The sequence below is a fragment of the Cystobacter fuscus genome (genome assembly GCF_002305875.1).
GTDB lineage: Bacteria > Myxococcota > Myxococcia > Myxococcales > Myxococcaceae > Cystobacter > Cystobacter fuscus_A.
This window is the reverse complement of sequence record NZ_CP022098.1, coordinates 8,836,979-8,854,850: the sequence shown is the minus strand read 5'-3', so window position 1 is coordinate 8,854,850 and position 17,872 is coordinate 8,836,979. Positions and strand designations below refer to the sequence as shown.

Sequence of the window (17,872 nt, the reverse complement as noted above, 5' to 3'; positions counted from 1 at the left end):
GCGCCGACCCGCTCAGGAGCCGCTGACGGCCTTGCCGTCCACGCGGTTGCGGCCGGCGCGCTTGGCCCGGTAGAGGTACTTGTCCGCCGCGGCGATGATGTCCTCGGCCTGGGCGTAGTCCGAGTCGTGCAGCGTGGCCACCCCCAGGCTGATGGTCACCTTGATGGGGGTGCCGCTGAAGATGAAGTCCGTGCGGTCCACCGCCGCGCGGCAGCGCTCGGCGCACGACATGGCCTGCTCCTCGGCGGACTCGCGCAGCATGAGGGCGAACTCCTCGCCGCCGTAGCGCGCGAACAGATCCTCGGTGCGCACCGTGTCGCTCACCCGCTGCGCGATGCGCGTGAGCACGTAGTCGCCCGCGGGGTGTCCGTACACGTCGTTGATCTTCTTGAAGTGGTCCACGTCGAACATCACCAGCGACAGGGCCACCCGGTGACGCAGGCAGTAGGAGAACTCCTTGCGCAGCGTCTCCATGAAGTACTTCTTGTTGTACAGGCGCGTGAGCCCATCGCGCGTGGCCGACTCGTAGATGCTGCGCTGGTAGGCCTCCTCCAGCTGATCCTGGATGGAGAACTTGAGCACCGTGTTGGAGCCGATCTGGATCTTGTCGCCATCGTAGAGCGGCGCGGCGCTCACCTTCAGGCCGTTGAGGAACGTGCCGTTGGTGCTGCCCAGGTCCACGAGCTGGAAGCGGCCATCCCCGAGCGACACCACCTTGGCGTGCTTGCGCGAGATGCCATCGTCCTCGACCTGGAACTGCGCCTCCACGCTACGGCCGAGCACCGTCTCGGAGCGATCCAGCTTGAACATCCGCCCGATGCCGGAAGCCGACTTCGCGCTGATCACGATGAGATACGCGCTCTGCTGTGGCGCGGCGGCTCCCAGCAGGTCCGAGATGGAATGGACGGCGGTCTTCTCGTCGGACATCGTGCCCCCCATCTTATGGGTCGAGGATTGGTAGCAGCAAGCAGACCTCGGGCCACCCGCCCAGCCATGATCGCTCTTAACGGGCGCGTCTCGACTTTTTGGCCGGAGTCCCGTGAACATTCGAGGGGCGATCGGTCATCTCGCCGACAATCGGCGTCTGGATGAACCGGGCCCGAGCCTCCCTGTCCTGGTGGTAGGCGAGCCCCTGCATGAGCTTCACGAGCGCCGCCGAGGGCGTCATGTCTCCGCCGCTCAGCGCCCCCTCGGCGAGCGCCGCCGCGCCGGATTCATAGAGGGAGAGGTCCACGCCGTTGTGGTGGGCCTGGCTCACCACCACCACCGGCACGTCCCGCGCGCGCGCCTCGCGGAACAGCGGCAGCAGGGAATGGCCGAGCGTGGGATCCAGGGGGTAGTTGCCCGCGCCATAGGCCTCCAGCACCAGGCCGCGCACCTGGGGCAGGAGCGCCATGGGCAGCGCGGGATCCAGCCCGGGGAAGACCTTGAGGAGGAAGACGCGCGACTCGAGCCGCTCGCGCAGGCGCCGGGGGCCCTTCTGCCTGAGACCTGGAGCGAAGGTGGCCTCCACTCCGAGCGTGCCGAGCAGGGGGTAGTTGGGGCTGTCGAAGGCGTCGTACTCGGCCACCTTCACCTTGCGGGCGCGGTTGCCTCGATAGAGATGGGAGTCGAAGCAGATGCTCACCTCGGGCGGGCCCTGCAGGGCGGAGAGCACCGCGTCGATGAGGTTGAGCCGCGCGTCCGAGCGCACCTCGCCCAGCGGCCGCTGCGAGCCCGTCATCACCACGGGCTTGTCCAGGCCGGGCAGCATGAAGGACAGGGCGCTCGCCGTGTAGGCGAGCGTGTCCGTGCCATGGGTCACCACGGCGCCATCGAAGTCGGGCAGCCGGCGGTGCAGGTGCGCGGCGAGCCGGCTCCACAGCTCGGGCTGCATCTCCGAGCTGTCCAGGTTGCAGAAGAGCTCCAGCTCGATATCGGCGAGCTGGAAGAGTTCAGGGCAGCGGGACTTGAGCGTCTTGAAGAAGGCGGCGGGGCGCAGCGCGGACGGCCGGCCTCCGGCCATCCCCAACGTGCCGCCCGTGTGCAGCAGGAGGAGTCTGGGCATGGGACGGACCCTTCCCTGGCAGAGCCAGGGTTGCTTTACAAGCCTCGCGCGCATGGCTAAACCGGCGATGTGCTCCCCGCCCGCCGCAACCGCGTCCTCCTGGCTCTCACCCTGGCGCTGACGGCTCTCGCCGGCGCTCCCTCCTCCGAGGCGGCTCCGCCGACCCCTCCAGCCCCGTTCAAGCCAGCCACTCCCACGCCACCCGCCACGTCCGGGACCTCGGCCCTCCAGGGCATTCCCGGCATGGACTTCTCCGCGCTGTCGCCCGCGGCCCAGCACGAGCTGGCCACGGTGCTCTCGGATGAGTTCTGTTACTGCGGCTGCCCCCATACGCTGGGCCAGTGCCTCAGGGGACACACCAGCTGCCAGCATGCCAAGCGCATGACGCGGCTCGCCGCCCGGCAGGCCGCCGCGGGCGTGCCGGCCACCGACATCATCGTCGCGCTCTCCGAGTACTACGCCTCCTTCCGCGCGCCCCGGCAGAAGTTCGAGGTGGACCCGCGCATGTGCACGGGGGACGCCAAGGCCCCGGTGACGCTGGTGGAGTTCTCCGACTTCGAGTGCCCCTACTGCGGCAAGGCCCGGCCGGTGCTCGAGGCCTTCGCGAAGAAGAACGCCACCAAGGTGCGCTTCTGCAACGTGCCCTATCCGCTGCCCATGCACGCCAACGCGGTGCCCGCCGGCCAGGCGGCGCTCTGGGCGCGCGACCAGGGCAAGTACTGGGAGATGCACGACGCGCTCTTCGAGAACGCCCACCGCCTGTCCACCGCGACGCTCGTGGAGCTGGCCAACAAGATCGGCCTCAAGGGCGCCGAGCTGCAGAAGGCGCTCCAGGCGGGCACCTACGCCAAGGAACTGGACAAGTACAAGTCGATGGGCACGCGCGCCAACATCCGCGGCACGCCCAGCCTCTTCTTCAACGGCCGCTTCAACGATCTGCAGCTGGGCCTCACCGAGGACATGCTCTCGCACGCCCTCGAGGACGAGACGACGTGGCGCGCCAACAACAACGCGTGGGCCGCGGACTGACGGGCTCATGAGCGCGCGCTTCCGCATCGAGGGCTCCCAGCTCGTCCCCGACGAGCGGCCCGGAGTGTCTCCGCAGTCGCCGTCCGGACTGGTGGGCCGCGCGGGCTCCTACATCCTGCAGCCCACCTCTCCGGATCTGCTCGTCTTCTCGCGCTCGCCCGCGGAGGGGGGCTCGCTGCCCACCCCGCGCGTGGTGCTCTCCGGGGACGCGTCCGGCTTCCCGCTGTCCGACCTCATCGCCTTCCTCAGCCAGTCGCGCTGGAGCGGCATCGTGCGGGTGCAGGCCCCCAGTGGCGAGCGCTCGGTGGTGATGCGCGAGGGCGAGGTGCGCGGGGCCACCTCGGACGTGGCGGCGGACCGGCTCGGGGAGGTGCTCGTGCGCCTGGGCTACGTGGAGCGCGCCCAGCTCGAGGCCGTGCTGCGCGAGCAGCCCCCTTCCAAGATTGGCCGCACCCTGGTGGAGCGCGGCCTGTTGCAGGCGCATGATCTCTTCCGGTGCGTCACGCACCAGGTGAGCGAGATCTTCCACTCCATCGTCCTGTGCCGCGAGGGCAGCTTCTTCCTCGTGGACCAGCCGGTGGAGGACAAGCTCGGCCACAACATCCAGCTGTCCACGCAGAGCCTGCTCATGGACAGCATCCGGAAGATCGACGAGCTGGCGCACTTCCGCAAACGCATCCCCCACAGCCGCCTGTACGTGCTGCGCAAGGGGCCGACGTTCGCCAAGCTGGAGCCGGACGAGGATCGCGTGCTGGGGCTGGTGGATGGGCGCCGCACCTTGCTGGAGCTGGGGCAGGCCAGCCGCCTGTCCGAGTTCGACGTCACCAAGGTCGTCTACGGCCTGCTGGAGGGCGGCTTCGTGAGCCTGTCCGACAAGGCCCTGGGCAGCCCGGTGCCGTCGATGTCGGGGCTGCCGGCGGTGCGCCCGCGCAGCATCATGGGCATCCCCGTGGTGCGCCCCTCCTCCACGGGCCTTCCGTCCGTGCGCGTGAGCCAGTCCGGCATCCGCGCCATCACCGCGCACCAGGAGCCGCCCCCGGTGGTGGCCGTGAGCGAGGTGGTGAGCGTCTTCAACCGCATCTTCCGGGAGATCGCCACCGAGGTGGCCAAGCAGGGGCTGGCGCGCGAGTTCATCGCCTCGGCCAACGCCGCGCTGTCGGGTCAGGCGCTGTCGTCCTCGCCGGTGCTGGCGGGGCTGTCCTTCGCCGCGGATGGCAGCCTGTCGGAGACGAAGCTGCGCGAGGCGTACGATCAGCACCGCGGCTCCATGGGCTCGGAGCCGGTGGTCGCCTTCCGCCAGGCGCTCAGCGACGTGATGTTCTTCCTCCTCTTCCAGGCCGGAGAGCTGCTCGAGTCGCGCGCCGACGAGGATCTCGCCCGGCGCGTGAAGGACATGCTCTCCACGCTGGGAGGCGGGTGACATGGTGGCCGCCGAGCGGCCCCGGTTGACCCAGGACGTTCCCGGGTGTGGCGGTGCCTTCAAGCTCGTCCCCGAGGACTTCGAGGTGGAGGAGCTCCCCGCGTACCTGCCCTCGGGGGAGGGGGAGCACCTCTATCTGTGGCTGGAGAAGCGGGGCCGCGACACCCGCGAGGTCGTGAAGGCCCTGGCGGCCGCCCTGGCGGTGGACGAGGGCGAGGTGGGCGTGGCGGGGATGAAGGACCGGCAGGCCATCACCCGGCAACTGCTCTCCGTGCCCGCGAGGGCCGAGGCGCGTCTGTCCGGCTTCGCGCTGGAGGGCGTGAGCGTCCTGTGGACGAAGCGCCATGGCAACAAGCTGCGCACCGGGCACCTGCGGGGAAACCGCTTCCGGTTGCGCCTGCGTGACGTGCGGGACGTGGGCGCGGCGCGCGAGACGCTCGCCCGGCTGGAGGCGCGCGGCCTGCCCAACTACTTCGGGGATCAGCGCTTCGGCCGCGAGGGCGACAACGCGGACTTCGGCCGGCTGCTGGTGCTCGGCCAGCGGCTGCCGCGCCGCCCCGACAAGTTCCAGCGCAAGCTCTACCTGTCCGCCTTCCAGTCCCGCCTGTTCAACCGGGCCCTGGTGGAGCGGCTGCGCGCGGGCACCTTCGACACGGCGCTCGCGGGTGACGTGCTGCGCCGCGAGGACTCGGGTGGCCTCTTCGTGTGCGAGGCCCCCGAGGTGGACGTTCCCCGCGTGGCCGCGTTCGAGGTGAGCCCCGCCGGCCCGCTCTTCGGGCCGAAGATGACCGCGGCGGCCCACGCGGTGGCCGAGGCCGAGGCGAAGCTGCTCGCGGACGAGGGCGTGACGCTGGAGGACTTCCGGCGCGGCGGCGACGAGACGCAGGGCGGGCGCAGGCCCTACCGGGTGCGGCTCGGCGGCGTGTCGCTGGAGGTGGAGGGAGCGGACCTGCGGCTCGCGTTCGAGCTGCCCAAGGGCTCCTACGCCACCGAGGTCCTCCACGAGCTGCTCAAGGACGGCTGAGCCCCTGAAATGCGAGGAGGGTGCTCGCGGCCTGGTGGCGCGCGGCACCCTCCCGGGGTTCCCCTCCCGAGTGGGAGGAGGGGACTACTGATCGGCGATGTTGAACTCGGTGCGGCGGTTCTCCGCGCGGCCCTTGGCCGTGAGGTTGGAGGCGAGGGGCTTCTCCATTCCGTAGCCCACGGCCTGCATGCGGCCCGGATCGATGCCGCGCTTGAGCAACTGCGCCATCACCGCGTCCGCGCGGGACTGCGACAGCTTCATGTTGTTGACGGGCTTGCCCACCGAGTCCGTGTGGCCCTCGATGCGGATCTTCTTGATGGTGGGCATGTCACGCAGCACCTGCGCCACGTCATCGAGGATGGTGAAGCTCTCCTTGCCGATGATCTTCGCCGAGCCGGAGGCGAACTTGATCTGCTTCTTGATCTCGATCTTGTCCCGCTTGACGACCACCATCTTGTACTTCTTGGGGCAGCCGCGCTCCTCCTTCACGCCGGGGTCGTCCGCGCACACGTCGATGCGGTCGGGGATGCCGTCCTGGTCGCGATCGGGATCCGGGCAGCCGCGCAGCTCCTGGGTGCCGGCCTGATCCGGGCACACGTCCAGCCGGTCGATGATGCCGTCGTTGTCCTTGTCCGCGTCGGGGCAGCCGCGCGTCTCGTGGGGGCCGGGCTTATCGGGGCAGATGTCGAGCCGGTCGACGATTCCATCGCCGTCCTTGTCCGGATCCGGGCAGCCGCGCATCTCCTGGGGACCGGGCTGGTCCGGGCACAGGTCGGTGCGATCCATGGTGCCGTCGCCGTCCTTGTCCGCGTCGGGGCAACCGCCTCCCTCCAGCGGGCCGGCCGCGAGCGGGCAGCGATCGATGGCATCCGGGATGCTGTCGTTGTCGTTGTCGAGATCCGGGCAGCCGTCCTCGTCCTGGAAGCCGTCCTTGTCCTCGGGCTCGTCCGGGCACTTGTCCTGCGCGTCCTCGATGCCGTCGCCGTCCTTGTCGGTGCGGGGGCAGCCCAGGCTCTGGATGGGTCCGGCGGCGTCGGGGCACTTGTCCGCGCTGTCGAGCAGCCCGTCATTGTCGTTGTCGAGATCCGGGCAGCCATCGGAGTCCTCGTGGCCGTCCTTGTCCTCGGGCTGCAGCGGGCACTTGTCCAGGTCGTCGGGGATGCCGTCGGCGTCACTGTCCGTGGCCGCCTCCTGCGGGCAGCCCTGGTTGGACAGGGGGCCGGGCGTCAGCGGGCACTTGTCGTTGCCGTCCAGCACGCCGTCGCCGTCGTTGTCCGGCTCGGGGCAGCCGTCCGCGTCCTCGAAGCCGTCGAAGTCCTCGGCACGGTCGGCGCAGGGGTCGTCCTTGTCGGGCACGCCGTCGCCGTCGCTGTCCTTCTCCTCGATCTGCACCACCACCTGCTGCTGGGGCCGGGTGGGGGAGGTGGTGTCCGCGGGCGTCTGCTCCTGGGCCTGCGGCTGGTCCTTGCCGTAGACGACCCGTGGGGGCGCGCAGTCCTTGGAGAGATCGAGCGCGCGCTTGATGGCGGCCTCGGCGGTGCGGATGTGCTCGGAGGCGCGGTAGCTGGCGCCCTGGCCGAGCTCGCCGCGGGCGAAGTCGAGGTTGGCCTCGGCGACGGCCAGCTCCACGGGGGCACAGCGCATGGCGCCGCTGCGGCGGGCGCGCTCGACGCTGGCCTGGATGACTTCGGAATCCGCGCGGACCTTGTTCCCGCTCACACAGGAGGAGCCGAGCAGCAGCAGCGCGGTGGCGAAGAGACGTCGCATCGGTAGGGGGCTCCCTGCGTCAGGGGTTGGGGCGGGGGGAGGCAGCGCCGTCGGTGTTGTCATTGGCCACGGCCAGGGCCTTTTCACGCGCCTCGGCGGCATAGCGCGCGGCCTTCTCGGCGAAGTCCACACCGGACTGGTAGTCCGAGTAGCTCACCTCTTCGCGCGCCTTGTGGATGTAGAGGTTGGCGGCCGTCCACTCGTAGGGCGCGAGCGTCTCGGCCCCGGCGGTGCGGGCCGCCTGGATCTGCACCTCGGCGTCCAGCAGGTGGGAAGTGGACTTGATGGGGCCGCAGCCGCTCAGGGCTCCCGCCACCGCCACCAGTACGAGGAGTCGCTTCATCGGAGAGGCCTCGGCATCAGGGCTGGAAGACACTGGGACGGGTCGTATCAATCGCCTCGGGGAGGGTCAAGAATCGGGGCGAAGGACGTTCCGGAGGGAGGAAGCAGGCCCGGGCCGGGTTTTTGACAGGCCCGCGCGAGGCTTGCCATCCTGCGCCCCCCGTGGGAACCCCGCTCGTCCGCCTGCTGCTCCTGTTGCCCCTCGTGTCCTCGCTCGCCGTCGCCGCGCCCCCTTCCGTGCAGAAGCGCATGGGGCGCCGCGCCGAGACCCAGGCGCTCGTCGAGCAGGTCATCGACGGAGCCCTCCCGGTGCCCACCGCCATCTCCCGCCTGCGCATCCTGCGCGAGGAGCCCTACGCCGCGCAGCAGCTCGCCCGGGGCATCTCCCAGGAGATGGATCCCCGGCGGCTGCGCGACCTGACGGCGGTGCTGGCCGGTCTGGAGACGCGCTCGGCCGAGTCGCTGCTGGCGCAGCTCGCCGGGCACGAGGACAGCGCGGTGCGCATGTACGCGGCGCAGGGCCTGGGCCGGCTGGGCAGCAAGCGCGTCGACGTGTTGTTGCCGCTGCTGCAGGACAAGTCGTACGGGGTGCGCCGCGAGGTGGCGCGCGCCCTGGGGGCCAGCCACGACCCCCGGGTGGGCAAGACACTCGTCGCCCAGGCGCGCACCGAGGCGGATCCCCAGACGCGCGTGTTGATGCTGGAGGCGGTGGGCGCCGCGGGGGACAAGAAGCAGGCCAAGGCGCTCGAGGCCTTCCTGGATGACAGCTCGGAGAGCACGCGCTTCGCCGCGGCCCGGGGGCTGTGCCTGCTCGGGGCGCCCGAGGGCTTCTCCTTCGCGAAAAAGCTGCTCGCCTCCGAGGACCGGCTCGTGCGCCGCCAGGGGCTCGGGCTCTACGAGGGGCTGCCCGTGAAGCAGACCGGGCCGGCGCTGCGTCCGCTCCTCGAGGACAAGGACCGGAGCCTCGCGGCGGGCGCGGCCCGCATCCTCGCCCAGGGCGGCGACAAGACGATGGTGTCGTGGCTGGTGCTCGCCTCGTGGAACGCCAACGGCGAGGAGAAGCTCACCTACGAGAAGGAGCTGGAGACGCTCCAGCTCGCGGATGACGAGCGCAAGGCGATTCTCCGCGCGGCGGGGGTGGCGAAATGATGGCCGCCGCCCTGGTGGCGGCCGTGCTCGCCCAGGTGGCCACTCCGGCGCCACCGCCCCGGACGGCGAGGGCGGGGAACGTGCTGCCCTCCGGCGCCCCCGTGGTGTGGGCCTCGCTCGGCGAGCGGGAGCGGGCCGATCTCATCTCCGGGGACGCGCTTTTGCCCCTGGGCGAGCGGCTGCTGCGCGTGAGCGAGCGCTTCCTGGGCACGCCCTACGTGCACTCGCCCCTGGGGGAGGGCATCGGGGTGGATCCGGATCCCACCTTCCGGCTGGACGCGGTGGACTGCCTCACCTTCGTGGAACAGTCCATGGCCCTGAGCCTGGCGCGCTCGGCGGTGGAGGTGCCGGGGCTGCTCGAGCGCCTGCGCTACGCGAACACCCCCTCCTATGAGGACCGCAACCACCTCATGGAGGCCCAGTGGCTGCCCAACAACCAGCGCAAGGGCTTCCTCGTGGACGTGACGCGGCGGCTGGGGGGCGCGGACACGGTGCGGGTGAGCAAGACGATCAACGCGCTCACCTGGAGCTCGCGCTCCTCGCTCGCCCTGGGCCTGTCCCCGGCGCACCAGCCTCGGGGCACCTACCCGCTCGACATGATTCCCCTGGAGCGGGTGCTGGCGCATGCGCGGCAGGTGCCCTCGGGCACCATCCTCATCGTGCTGCGCGAGGACCTGCCGCTCAAGGCCACCCGGGTGACGCATCTGGGCTTCGTGGTGCAGAAGGGTCGCCGCACCTGGCTGCGGCACGCGCGGCGGGGCGTGGATGGCAACGGCCGCGTGGTGGACGAGGACCTGGAGAGCTTCCTCGCGCGCAACGCGAAGTACGACAAGTGGAAGGTCACCGGCGTGAGCTTCTTCGAGGTGCGCGCTCCCTCGGAGACCGGCCCTTCGGCGGCCTCCACGCCGTAGCGGCTCCGAGGGGTCGGGCCCGGTTCACAAGGTGCCGGGGGGGAGCGAGCCTTCCGTCTCGCGCTCCTCTTCCTCGGCGGCGAGGGCGGCCTCGGCCGAGGTCTCCTCCAACTGCCGCTTCTCCTGGGCGATGAGCTGCACGGCGCGCTCGAGGTACTCCTCGCCCACCATGATCTCCCACCAGGGCTCCAGCGCCCCCGTGGTGAGCACGTCCACGGTGCCCGAGCGGCGCGGCCGGATGAACACCGGAATGCGCTGGATCTCCAAGAGCCGTACATAGTCCTCGGCGGTGAAGGGATCCTCCGCCGTGGCCGCCCGGACGAACTTCCGGGTTTCTCCCTCACCGGGCAGCGGGATGTGGCGCTGGCGCATGGCTTCCGCGTCCACCAGGGTACTTCCAGGACAGTCCGCACACTCCGTCACGCCCTCCTGGTACTCGGAACCGCACTGCATGCAGTATTTCATCGTGCCTCCCTCCGCAGGACCTACACCCTGGCAACCGAGCACGATTTTAGCACGCCGCGCCTCAGTGCCTGGCTGCTTCCCCCAGGCTTCCCACGACGGCTGACAAACGCTCGACATCAATCGGCTTGCGCAGCACCACGTCGCAGTAGCCAGAGTCCACGTTCGAATACCCGGACACGAGCACCACTCCCGCCTTGGGTTGCCGGCTCTTGACCTCCTGGGCGAGCGCCGTTCCACACATGCCCGGCAACGACTCGTCCGTGACCACCACGTCCGGATGATCGTCCACGAACGCGCGCAGCCCCGCCACCCCGTCCGCGGCGGTGATGACGTCGAAGTCCAGCTCGAGCAGCTCCGCGAGGAGCTCGCGGCTGTCACCGTCGTCCTCGACCAGCAGGACCTTGATCCGCTCTCCGATTCGCTCACCCATTCGAACGCTCAACCTAATGACGACACGAAAACATCCCCATGGAGCCTTGCTCCCGCGCTTGGAGAGCGGCCGGGCGGGCTCGCTCGCGCCTCCCCCCGCTCACCGAATGCGCCGGGACTGCCCACCCTGGGGAGACCAAGGGGAGGTGACACCATGAAGGTGTTGATGCGAGGAGTCCATCTGCAGCTCACGGACTCGCTTCGGGATTATGCGACGCGGCATCTGGTGGACCCCATCGCGAAGTTCATCGACGATGAGGCGAGCGAGGTGGATATTTCCCTCGTGGACATCAATGGCACCAAGGGGGGCGTGGACCAGGAGTGCCGGGTGACCGTGCGCATGGCGGGCTTCTCCAGCATCCACGTGACCGAGACGGCCGAGACCATGTTCCAGGCCATCGACTCGGTGCGCGACAGGCTGGAGAACACCATCAAGCGCACCGTGGAGAAGCGCCGGGAGGTCAACAGCGAGGGCCTGCCCCAGGACGTGCGCTTCTAGCAGCGCGCTGGAGCCCGGACTCCTCGTCTGGTGTCCGGGCTCCCAAGCGTTGGGGACCGAACCTTGCTGGTCCCGAGGGGCGGGCGCTATAACCGGGCCTCCACCCCGAGGGCGTAAAGGTCGGTGATGGTCCGCTTCAAGTTCTTCGTTTTCGCGCTCCTGGTCCTCGGACTGGGAGTGGCGCATCTGCCCCTGGTGTCGGGCCCGCTCAGCGCCGAGGCCGTGAAGGGGGCCGCGTCACCGGCCACTGCCGCCATCTCGGAGCTGGCCCGCGCCCTGGAGGCGCGCCGTTCCTCCGTGCAGGCCCTGGCCCTCTCGCTGGCTGGTAATCCCGAGGTCGTCGCCGCCGTGCAGCCCCACGTGGAGGCCCTGCCCCGGGGCAAGGGCATCCGCATCGTGGAGCCGCCCGTGGGCGAGCGCTTCGGCGCGCTGCGCGCCGCCCTGGGCGAGCACGTGCCCGAGCCGCTCAAGGACTCGCTCGTGCTCGGCCTCGTCACCGCCGAGGGCGCGCTGTACGCGCGGGGCGCGGGCGAGGCGAGCGCCGATGAGCAGTTCGACCCGCGCTCCCAGCAGAAGGCGGGCAGCGAGGGCGGGGTGGCGGACGCGTTCGGCGCTCCCCACGTCTTCTTCTCCGTGCCCGTGCTGTGGAGCCCCGACGGCGGCCACGCCCAGGTGGCGGCGACCCTGGTGCTGGGCGCCCCGGTGCTGCACAAGGCCTTCCTCGAGTCCGCGGCAGTGAACTCCGGCGTCGCCGTGCTCGCGGTGGTCCAGGGCGACCAGGTGCTGGAGAGCGCGGGCTCCGAGAAGGAACTCGTGACGAAGGCGCTCGAGAACGTGAGCGTGGGCAAGTCCGGCCAGGTGGTCGAGCGCGGCAGCGTGCGCAGCCTGTTGACCCAGGTGCCACGCGTGCGCCTGCCCCTGCTCACGAATCCCTCGGACACCCTGGGGGGCGATGCCCCGCTCGCCGTGGGCTCGCGCCAGTCGCTCGGTGGAGGGCTGGAAGCCGTGGCCGTCACCAGCGTGCGGCCCTTCATGACCGCGCTGGCCAACTACCAGCACGACGCCCTCTTCGCGCTGCTGGGCCTGCTGGGCTTCTCGCTCGTGTGGACGTTGTTGATGGGCGCGGGCCATCCGGCGGCCGCGACCGCCGAGCCGAAGAAGCAGAAGAAGGGCGGCAAGCAGCAGGAGGCGCCAGCGGGTGCTCCGGCGGCGGGCCCCGCGCTGGCCTCGTCCGCGCCCCTCGCCGGTCCGGTGTTCCTCACGCCCGCTCCCGAGCCGCCCACGGCGGGACCGGAGGACTTCCCGTTCCCCGGGTCGCCCGCTCCCGCGCGGCCCGCCGCCGCGGTCGCTTCTCCCGAGACGCCCTTCGACGCCCCGGCGGCGATGCCGTTCTCGGATGCGCCCTCCGCTCCGGAGGCCAATCCCTTCGAGGCGCCGCCCGTTGCCGCCGAGCCGGCCTTCGCCCGGGCTTCCGCGCCCGCCGGGGATCTCTACCCCTTCGCCACCCCGGACGTGCCGCGAGGCGGAGACCCGTTCGGCACGCCCACGGTGCCCGGCAAGGATCCGTTCGGCACGCCCACGGTGCCCGGCAAGGATCCGTTCGCCTCGTCGAGTGGGGCCTCGCTGCCCTTCGCCCCCACGGATTCCGCCGCGAGCGTGCCCGCGGCCGCTCCCCGGCGGGGCGCCGCCTTCGCCTTCGAGGATCACCCGACGGCGGCCTACTCGCTGCAACAGGCGGCGGACCCCTTCGCCGCGGCCACCGCGCAGGCGCGCCAGAATGGTGGCTTCGATGACGACGGCGGCTCGCCCGAGCCGACGCGCGTGGCGGCCATCCCGCGTGAGCTCCTCGCGCGCTCGGCCCGGCCGATGACGGGCGAGGTCAATGTGCCTCCCTCCGCGCTGGGCATCCACCCCGGCGTGGCCTCGCCGATGAACGCGCCCCAGTCGCAGCAGGCCGGCGTCACCACGTCTCCGTTCGGTACGGGCGCGGGAGCCGCCACGGGGGCGAGCACGGGCGCCGGTGCGGTGGCCCTGTCCGAGGAGCAGCACTTCCAGGAGGTCTTCCGCGAGTTCGTGCAGACGCGCGATCAGTGCGGCGAGCCCCAGGACGGGCTGACGTACGACAAGTTCGTCGCCAAGCTGCGCAAGAACCGCGAGCAGCTCGTGCAGAAGTACGCGTGCAAGACGGTGCGCTTCCAGGTGTACGTGAAGGAGGGCAAGGCCGCCCTCAAGGCCACGCCCGTCAAGGACTGACGCCGGCCGCGCGGCGCGAGCGGGCGCCGCGCGGGGCCGGAGTCTGGTTCATGATTCCGAGGCCAGCCGCTCGAGCAGCACCCGCGCGCGGTCCGCGATGGCTCGGCGCACCGCGCTCCGGTCTCCCTTGAAGACGTGATGCTCCACGGTGGCCCTCCCGCCCCGGCGCATCACCGCGAGGAAGGCCAGCCCCATCGGCTTTCGTGGCGTGCCTCCCGTCGGCCCCGCGATGCCTGTCTCCGCCACCGCCCGGTCCGCGCGCGAATGCGTCAGTGCCGCGTGGGCCAGGGCCTCCACCGCCTCCTCGCCCACCGAGCCATGTGCCTGGAGCAACTCCAGCGGCACGCCGAGCTGCTCCACCTTGGACTCGCCGCACGAACCCAGCCGGACCGTGCAGACCATTTGACTGAAATTCATTGCAACGAGAGGAGTGCATTCCCTGTCATTGCTTTGGAATGAAAAGGCGCCCAGCTCCGTTTCGAAGTCCAATTCCAAACCGTGACTTCGTCCAGCGTACTCGATGTCCTCGGACCAGGAGGTGGAAGGCTGCTCTCCCGGGAGGCTCTCGCTCAGCTTGACGGTATCGACTCACTTCACGGTTCAATCGCAACACCTTGCCCCCATCACCGAGGTTCTCATGGTTTCAGCATTCATCATGCGTCGTTGGGCAATCGCCAGCACGATCTCCCTGCTGGCTGGCTGTGGTCCCGAGGCTGTCGAGCAGACTCGTGAGCAGGAGACGGTGCTTGCCTCCGATCAGGAGATCGTCGGCGGCACCGACGCGACGATCGCCGCCAGTCCCTGGCAGGTGTCCTTGCAGGACAGCCCGGGCTCGCACTTCTGCGGCGGCTCGGTACTCAACGAGAACTGGATCCTGACCGCGCAGCACTGCGTGAACGAGAATGGCACCATCATCAAGCCGGAATGGGTGGCGGCGGGCATCACCACGCTCAATGGGATGAGCTCCTCCGGACAGATTCGCTCGGTCGCCGAGGTCATCGTCTACCCGGGCTACGTGGATGTGAACCAAGGCAAGGACGTGGCGCTGCTTCGCCTGTCCGCGCCGCTGGACCTGAGTGGGGCGAACGTGAAGGCCATCCCCCTCGCCACGGCGGCCGACGAGGCCGCGGGCATCACCAACGCGGGCGTGGTGGCGCGCGTCACCGGTTGGGGCGCGCTCACTGGCAGTGGCAACGCGTTTCCCGACACGCTGCAGACGGTGGACGTGAGCCTCCTGAGCAACAGCTCGGCCCAGTCCGCCTACGCGGGGGATACCATCGGCTCGGATCAGCTCGCCGCGGCCTCCCCCGGCAAGGACTCGTGCCAGGGTGACAGCGGCGGTCCGCTCACGGTGCTCAAGAACGGCACGCGCGTGCTGGTGGGCGTCGTGAGCTGGGGCGAGGGCTGCGCCGACTCGCACTACCCGGGCATGTACGCCCGCGTGGCGTCGTTCGAGAGCTGGATTGCCTCGAAGATCAACGACGGTGGCCCGCTGACCGCGACCCTCCCGTAGTCGTCCGTTGCCTTCACGGCGGAGCCGTCCCTCCCGAGGGAGCCGCGCCTCCGCCGTGAAGCCCGGTGAGGACCGGGTTGAAGCCACTCCTCCACCTCGAAACGACTTCTTGGAGGTTGTTGTCGCGAGATTGAAGAAAGCGGTATTCCGGGAGTAAGCGGGGTCACGGGCACGTGACTCTCTCATCTTCCTGTATTTGGAATTTGTTGTTGTTTGGTTTTCTCGTCGGTCAGCGGCCCCGAAAGGCAGACAGTTCACGTCTCATCGCATCCGCCCTGGTGACCGCGGTCATCAATGTGAAACTCCAGTCACCAGCCATGCGTCCCTCCCGGTGCGCCAACCTCTTGATTCCAGGAGCGGCGATCGCCTGACAATCCCTGGCGTGAGATCTGCATAGGACTTCTCCGTACCAGCACCCCGCTCGCAACACGAGTTCCATCCTTTCCGTGTTCGAGATCGAGAGTCCGATCATGATCAGCGTCAGCCGCAAGCCGCCGGTAGTGGCCTCCCCCATCCCCACCGCCTCCGAACAGAAGCCTCCCGCGACGATTGCCGCCCTCCCAGCGAGGAAGGACTCCGGAGTCAAGGGTCCATCCATCAATGATGTCTTCGAACCCAACCGTCCCTCCAATGATTGGACTGGGCCGAACCCGAGTTCGATGCAGTTGGTGGATCTCTTCTCGCTCGACCTCAACGATCCCGAGGTCATCCAGGATCTGGCCGAGACGTTTGGCGTTGAAAACGTCAACCTCTACAAGCGCTCCGATGACTCGGAGTTCGACGGTGCCCTCGTTGGCGTCGACAAGGCCATCAAGATGGACGATCTCCAGGGGAAGAAGGACCTGAGCTCCATCAAGCCGGGGGAGCTCAGCCCCTTCCAGCCGAAGCGCCTCAAGAACGAAGAACTCATCATCCAGGTCAATGGCATCAATACGAACCTGAGCGAGCAGAAAGCGGCCCTTCAGGCCACCGCCAATGCGACGGGCTCCAGGGTCGTTGGCATCCACAACGCCACCGACGGCTTCGTCGGGGACCTGACGCAGAGCCTGGGCGACAAGCTCAACACGGGCAAGAACCCGGCCGTGGACTCGATGAGGGATATCGTCCTCGGTGAACTGAGGGCGGGCAGAAATGTGCATTTGATGGCACACAGCCAGGGCGGCCTCATCACCAGCCGCGCGCTCGGCGAGGTCGCCGAGCAGCTCAAGAAGGAAAACAAGTTCGAGCTGATGGGCAGGATCCGGGTGGAGACGTTCGGTGCGGCTTCGGGCCGTTACCCGGATGGCCCCAAATACGTGCACTACATCAACAGCGGGGACCCGATCTCCAACTGGTTCGGCGTGGAAGGCAGTACGAGCTTCTATAACAACCCTGGCACGGATATCCACGGAAACAAGGCGGAGATCGTCACCTTCTCGGAGAAGAGCTTCCTCGCGGCGCACAGCTACAATGATGTCTACTTGAAACATCGCCGGGACTTCGGTGAGGTCTATGGCGATCTCGCCAGGCCACTCATCGTTCAGAACCCCAACGGCCCGCGGGTCATCCCCATCAAGCGAGACTGAGCGAGCGTTCGCGGCTTCGGTCGCGCGGCACGAGCGGGCGCCGCGCGCGGCCGTGGGGTTCACGGCGAGGTGTGGACGGTGACCTCGGCGGAGAGGCCGGCGCGCAAGCTCCAACTCCCGCGGGGGATTCACCCAGGCGATGCGCACCGGGACGCGCTGCACCACCTTGATTGGGTGCCGGGCGCGTTTCAACCCACCTGAGGGAAGCGCTCCAGGTCGACGGGCCCTTCACCCTGGCCTGCATCGAAACGACTGCGCAGGGCCAGCTCCCACCGGACATCCAAGGAGAGCCCCTGCTTCCATTCCGGAGTGCTGGTTTTCATCATGTCCACTCCGTGGCAGAGGCGGGTGGCTTCAGGCAGTGCCTTACGGAGCAACTCCCATCGAGAGCGTGCCAGCTCCGCATCCGGGATACGGACTTCCTCTGGGAGCGAATCTTCGTCGGCCCCGGTCTCCTCGCCTCCTTCGGGGATCTCCACACGCTGGGGCGTATCCACATTGATTCCAGTCATGCGTCGGAATGCCAGAGCCGCCCTGGCCGCCGCACTCGCCCCTCCGGTCTCCATGGTTCTCAACAGGAACTCCATCAGTGCTGGGTGGCCAAAAGCTCCCAGGAGCGCGAACCGTTCGGTTCCCAGACTCCGATCGTTTCCTACGGACTGGAAGAGTGGCAGGTCGGAGGCATCGCCCAACACCGCCAGGAGCCACAAGACCTGCCTGTCTTTCGAGGACTCCACGGCAGCGCGCCGCAGCTCCTTCAATAACCCGGGCTGGCGTGTCCACGCGGCTGCGTGCATGGCCGCGTGGCGCACCGACGGTGCTGGCTCCTGCATCGCCACCTGGAGTTCTCCGGACAGCTTTCGAAGGAGGACTCCCTGCCCGTGCTTGCCAGTCCCTGCTGATTCCAGAAACACCACGGTCTCCCACCCCACACACCGAACCTGTGGATGTCCGGACCGCACCAGTTCGAGGAGACGCTCGTTTGGTCCGAGCTTCCCGTGAAAGGCCAGCGCCGACAGGGCGGCGGCTGCGTGCAGCTCCGATTCACCTGCCGCAAGCCGCCTCAATGCCTCCTCGTAACGCATCGGCGGCGCATAGCGCAGGGCGAGTTGAAATCCCTCGAACGCAACGCCCTCCATGTCCAGGAACGCCTCGAGCGCATGCAGCGGGCCGCTCCCGTCTTCCTGCTTGAGCATCACGTATGCGGCCGCCAGCGCGGCTGGAACCGCTTCTGCCTTCTCGAAGCACTCGCGTACCAGCGGCAGCGCCTCCTCCCCAGCGAGCACCAGCGCATCCGTATGCGCGGCGATGCGCTCATCCAGTTGCGCCAGCGCCTGGGTGTCATACTCGGCCGAGCGCCAGGCGCTCAACCTTTGCCCCCACAACCACTCCAACTCCTCACAGTGCACTTCGAGGAGAGCGCGCATCCACTCTCCACCGCTGGCCAGCATGGCGCCTC

Annotated in this window: 17 protein-coding genes; 9 read left to right on the top strand and 8 right to left on the bottom strand. The window is 69.1% G+C overall.

The features are described from left to right. Positions 1–12: 12 nt before the first annotated feature. On the bottom strand, positions 13–927 hold the full coding sequence (locus tag CYFUS_RS35700; RefSeq protein ID WP_020918025.1) for a GGDEF domain-containing protein: 915 nt from the start codon (positions 925–927) through the stop codon (positions 13–15). Between the two features lie 76 nt (positions 928–1,003). Then, a complete protein-coding gene (locus tag CYFUS_RS35695; RefSeq protein ID WP_095989287.1) occupies positions 1,004–2,047 on the bottom strand; it encodes an asparaginase in 1,044 nt (347 codons plus the stop codon). A gap of 69 nt (positions 2,048–2,116) precedes the next feature. Here CYFUS_RS35695 and CYFUS_RS35690 point away from each other — a divergent pair, with 69 nt between their 5' ends. From CYFUS_RS35690 to truD, 3 genes are read left to right on the top strand one after another with little or no spacing between them, the layout of a single operon-like run. Then, positions 2,117–3,076, top strand: a complete 960-nt coding sequence (locus CYFUS_RS35690; RefSeq protein ID WP_095989286.1) for a DsbA family protein — start codon at positions 2,117–2,119, stop codon at positions 3,074–3,076. 7 nt (positions 3,077–3,083) lie between these two features. Next, entirely contained in the window at positions 3,084–4,496 is a 1,413-nt protein-coding gene (locus tag CYFUS_RS35685) for a DUF4388 domain-containing protein (protein WP_095989285.1), read from the top strand. A gap of 1 nt (position 4,497) precedes the next feature. After that, the gene (gene truD, locus CYFUS_RS35680; RefSeq protein WP_095989284.1) at positions 4,498–5,520 is read left to right on the top strand and encodes a tRNA pseudouridine(13) synthase TruD; all 1,023 of its coding nucleotides are present in this window, start codon (positions 4,498–4,500) and stop codon (positions 5,518–5,520) included. Positions 5,521–5,604: 84 nt separating this feature from the next. Here the strand turns inward: truD and CYFUS_RS35675 are convergent, their stop codons facing one another. Both CYFUS_RS35675 and CYFUS_RS35670 read right to left on the bottom strand, forming a co-directional pair. Further along, a complete protein-coding gene (locus tag CYFUS_RS35675; protein WP_157758852.1) occupies positions 5,605–7,287 on the bottom strand; it encodes an OmpA family protein in 1,683 nt (560 codons plus the stop codon). Between the two features lie 19 nt (positions 7,288–7,306). Beyond that, positions 7,307–7,630 carry a DUF4398 domain-containing protein gene (locus tag CYFUS_RS35670; RefSeq protein ID WP_002621496.1) on the bottom strand — a complete coding sequence of 108 codons (324 nt, stop codon included), beginning with the start codon at positions 7,628–7,630 and terminating at the stop codon, positions 7,307–7,309. Between the two features lie 161 nt (positions 7,631–7,791). Between CYFUS_RS35670 and CYFUS_RS35665 the strand changes: the two genes are divergently transcribed. Next, complete coding sequence (locus CYFUS_RS35665) at positions 7,792–8,778, top strand: HEAT repeat domain-containing protein (protein ID WP_095989283.1); 987 nt, start codon at positions 7,792–7,794, stop codon at positions 8,776–8,778. Further along, complete coding sequence (locus tag CYFUS_RS35660; protein WP_095989282.1) at positions 8,775–9,689, top strand: N-acetylmuramoyl-L-alanine amidase-like domain-containing protein; 915 nt, start codon at positions 8,775–8,777, stop codon at positions 9,687–9,689. Before CYFUS_RS35665 ends, CYFUS_RS35660 begins: the two co-directional genes overlap by 4 nt. A 24-nt stretch (positions 9,690–9,713) precedes the next feature. Here the strand turns inward: CYFUS_RS35660 and CYFUS_RS35655 are convergent, their stop codons facing one another. Both CYFUS_RS35655 and CYFUS_RS35650 read right to left on the bottom strand, forming a co-directional pair. Continuing rightward, positions 9,714–10,154 (bottom strand): DUF2007 domain-containing protein, encoded by a 441-nt coding sequence (locus tag CYFUS_RS35655; protein WP_095989281.1) that lies wholly within the window; start codon positions 10,152–10,154, stop codon positions 9,714–9,716. A 61-nt stretch (positions 10,155–10,215) separates the two neighbouring features. Further along, on the bottom strand, positions 10,216–10,584 hold the full coding sequence (locus tag CYFUS_RS35650) for a response regulator (protein ID WP_002621492.1): 369 nt from the start codon (positions 10,582–10,584) through the stop codon (positions 10,216–10,218). 153 nt (positions 10,585–10,737) lie between these two features. On the opposite strand from CYFUS_RS35650, the gene hpf reads away from it, so the two are divergent. Both hpf and CYFUS_RS35640 read left to right on the top strand, forming a co-directional pair. Continuing rightward, positions 10,738–11,082: a ribosome hibernation-promoting factor, HPF/YfiA family gene (hpf, locus tag CYFUS_RS35645; RefSeq protein WP_095989280.1), complete on the top strand. Its 345-nt coding sequence runs from the start codon at positions 10,738–10,740 to the stop codon at positions 11,080–11,082. A 126-nt stretch (positions 11,083–11,208) separates the two neighbouring features. Further along, the gene (locus CYFUS_RS35640) at positions 11,209–13,335 is read left to right on the top strand and encodes an MXAN_5187 family protein (RefSeq protein WP_095989279.1); all 2,127 of its coding nucleotides are present in this window, start codon (positions 11,209–11,211) and stop codon (positions 13,333–13,335) included. A gap of 48 nt (positions 13,336–13,383) precedes the next feature. Here the strand turns inward: CYFUS_RS35640 and CYFUS_RS35635 are convergent, their stop codons facing one another. Next, entirely contained in the window at positions 13,384–13,737 is a 354-nt protein-coding gene (locus tag CYFUS_RS35635) for a CinA family protein (RefSeq protein ID WP_332468313.1), read from the bottom strand. A gap of 253 nt (positions 13,738–13,990) precedes the next feature. Between CYFUS_RS35635 and CYFUS_RS35630 the strand changes: the two genes are divergently transcribed. Both CYFUS_RS35630 and CYFUS_RS35625 read left to right on the top strand, forming a co-directional pair. Further along, the gene (locus CYFUS_RS35630) at positions 13,991–14,848 is read left to right on the top strand and encodes a serine protease (RefSeq protein ID WP_232536996.1); all 858 of its coding nucleotides are present in this window, start codon (positions 13,991–13,993) and stop codon (positions 14,846–14,848) included. Between the two features lie 470 nt (positions 14,849–15,318). Beyond that, positions 15,319–16,413 (top strand): hypothetical protein, encoded by a 1,095-nt coding sequence (locus tag CYFUS_RS35625; protein WP_095992435.1) that lies wholly within the window; start codon positions 15,319–15,321, stop codon positions 16,411–16,413. 188 nt (positions 16,414–16,601) lie between these two features. Here CYFUS_RS35625 and CYFUS_RS35620 read toward each other — a convergent pair whose 3' ends face one another. Continuing rightward, positions 16,602–17,864, bottom strand: coding sequence for a hypothetical protein (locus tag CYFUS_RS35620; protein ID WP_232536995.1), 1,263 nt, complete (start codon positions 17,862–17,864; stop codon positions 16,602–16,604). Positions 17,865–17,872: the final 8 nt, after the last annotated feature.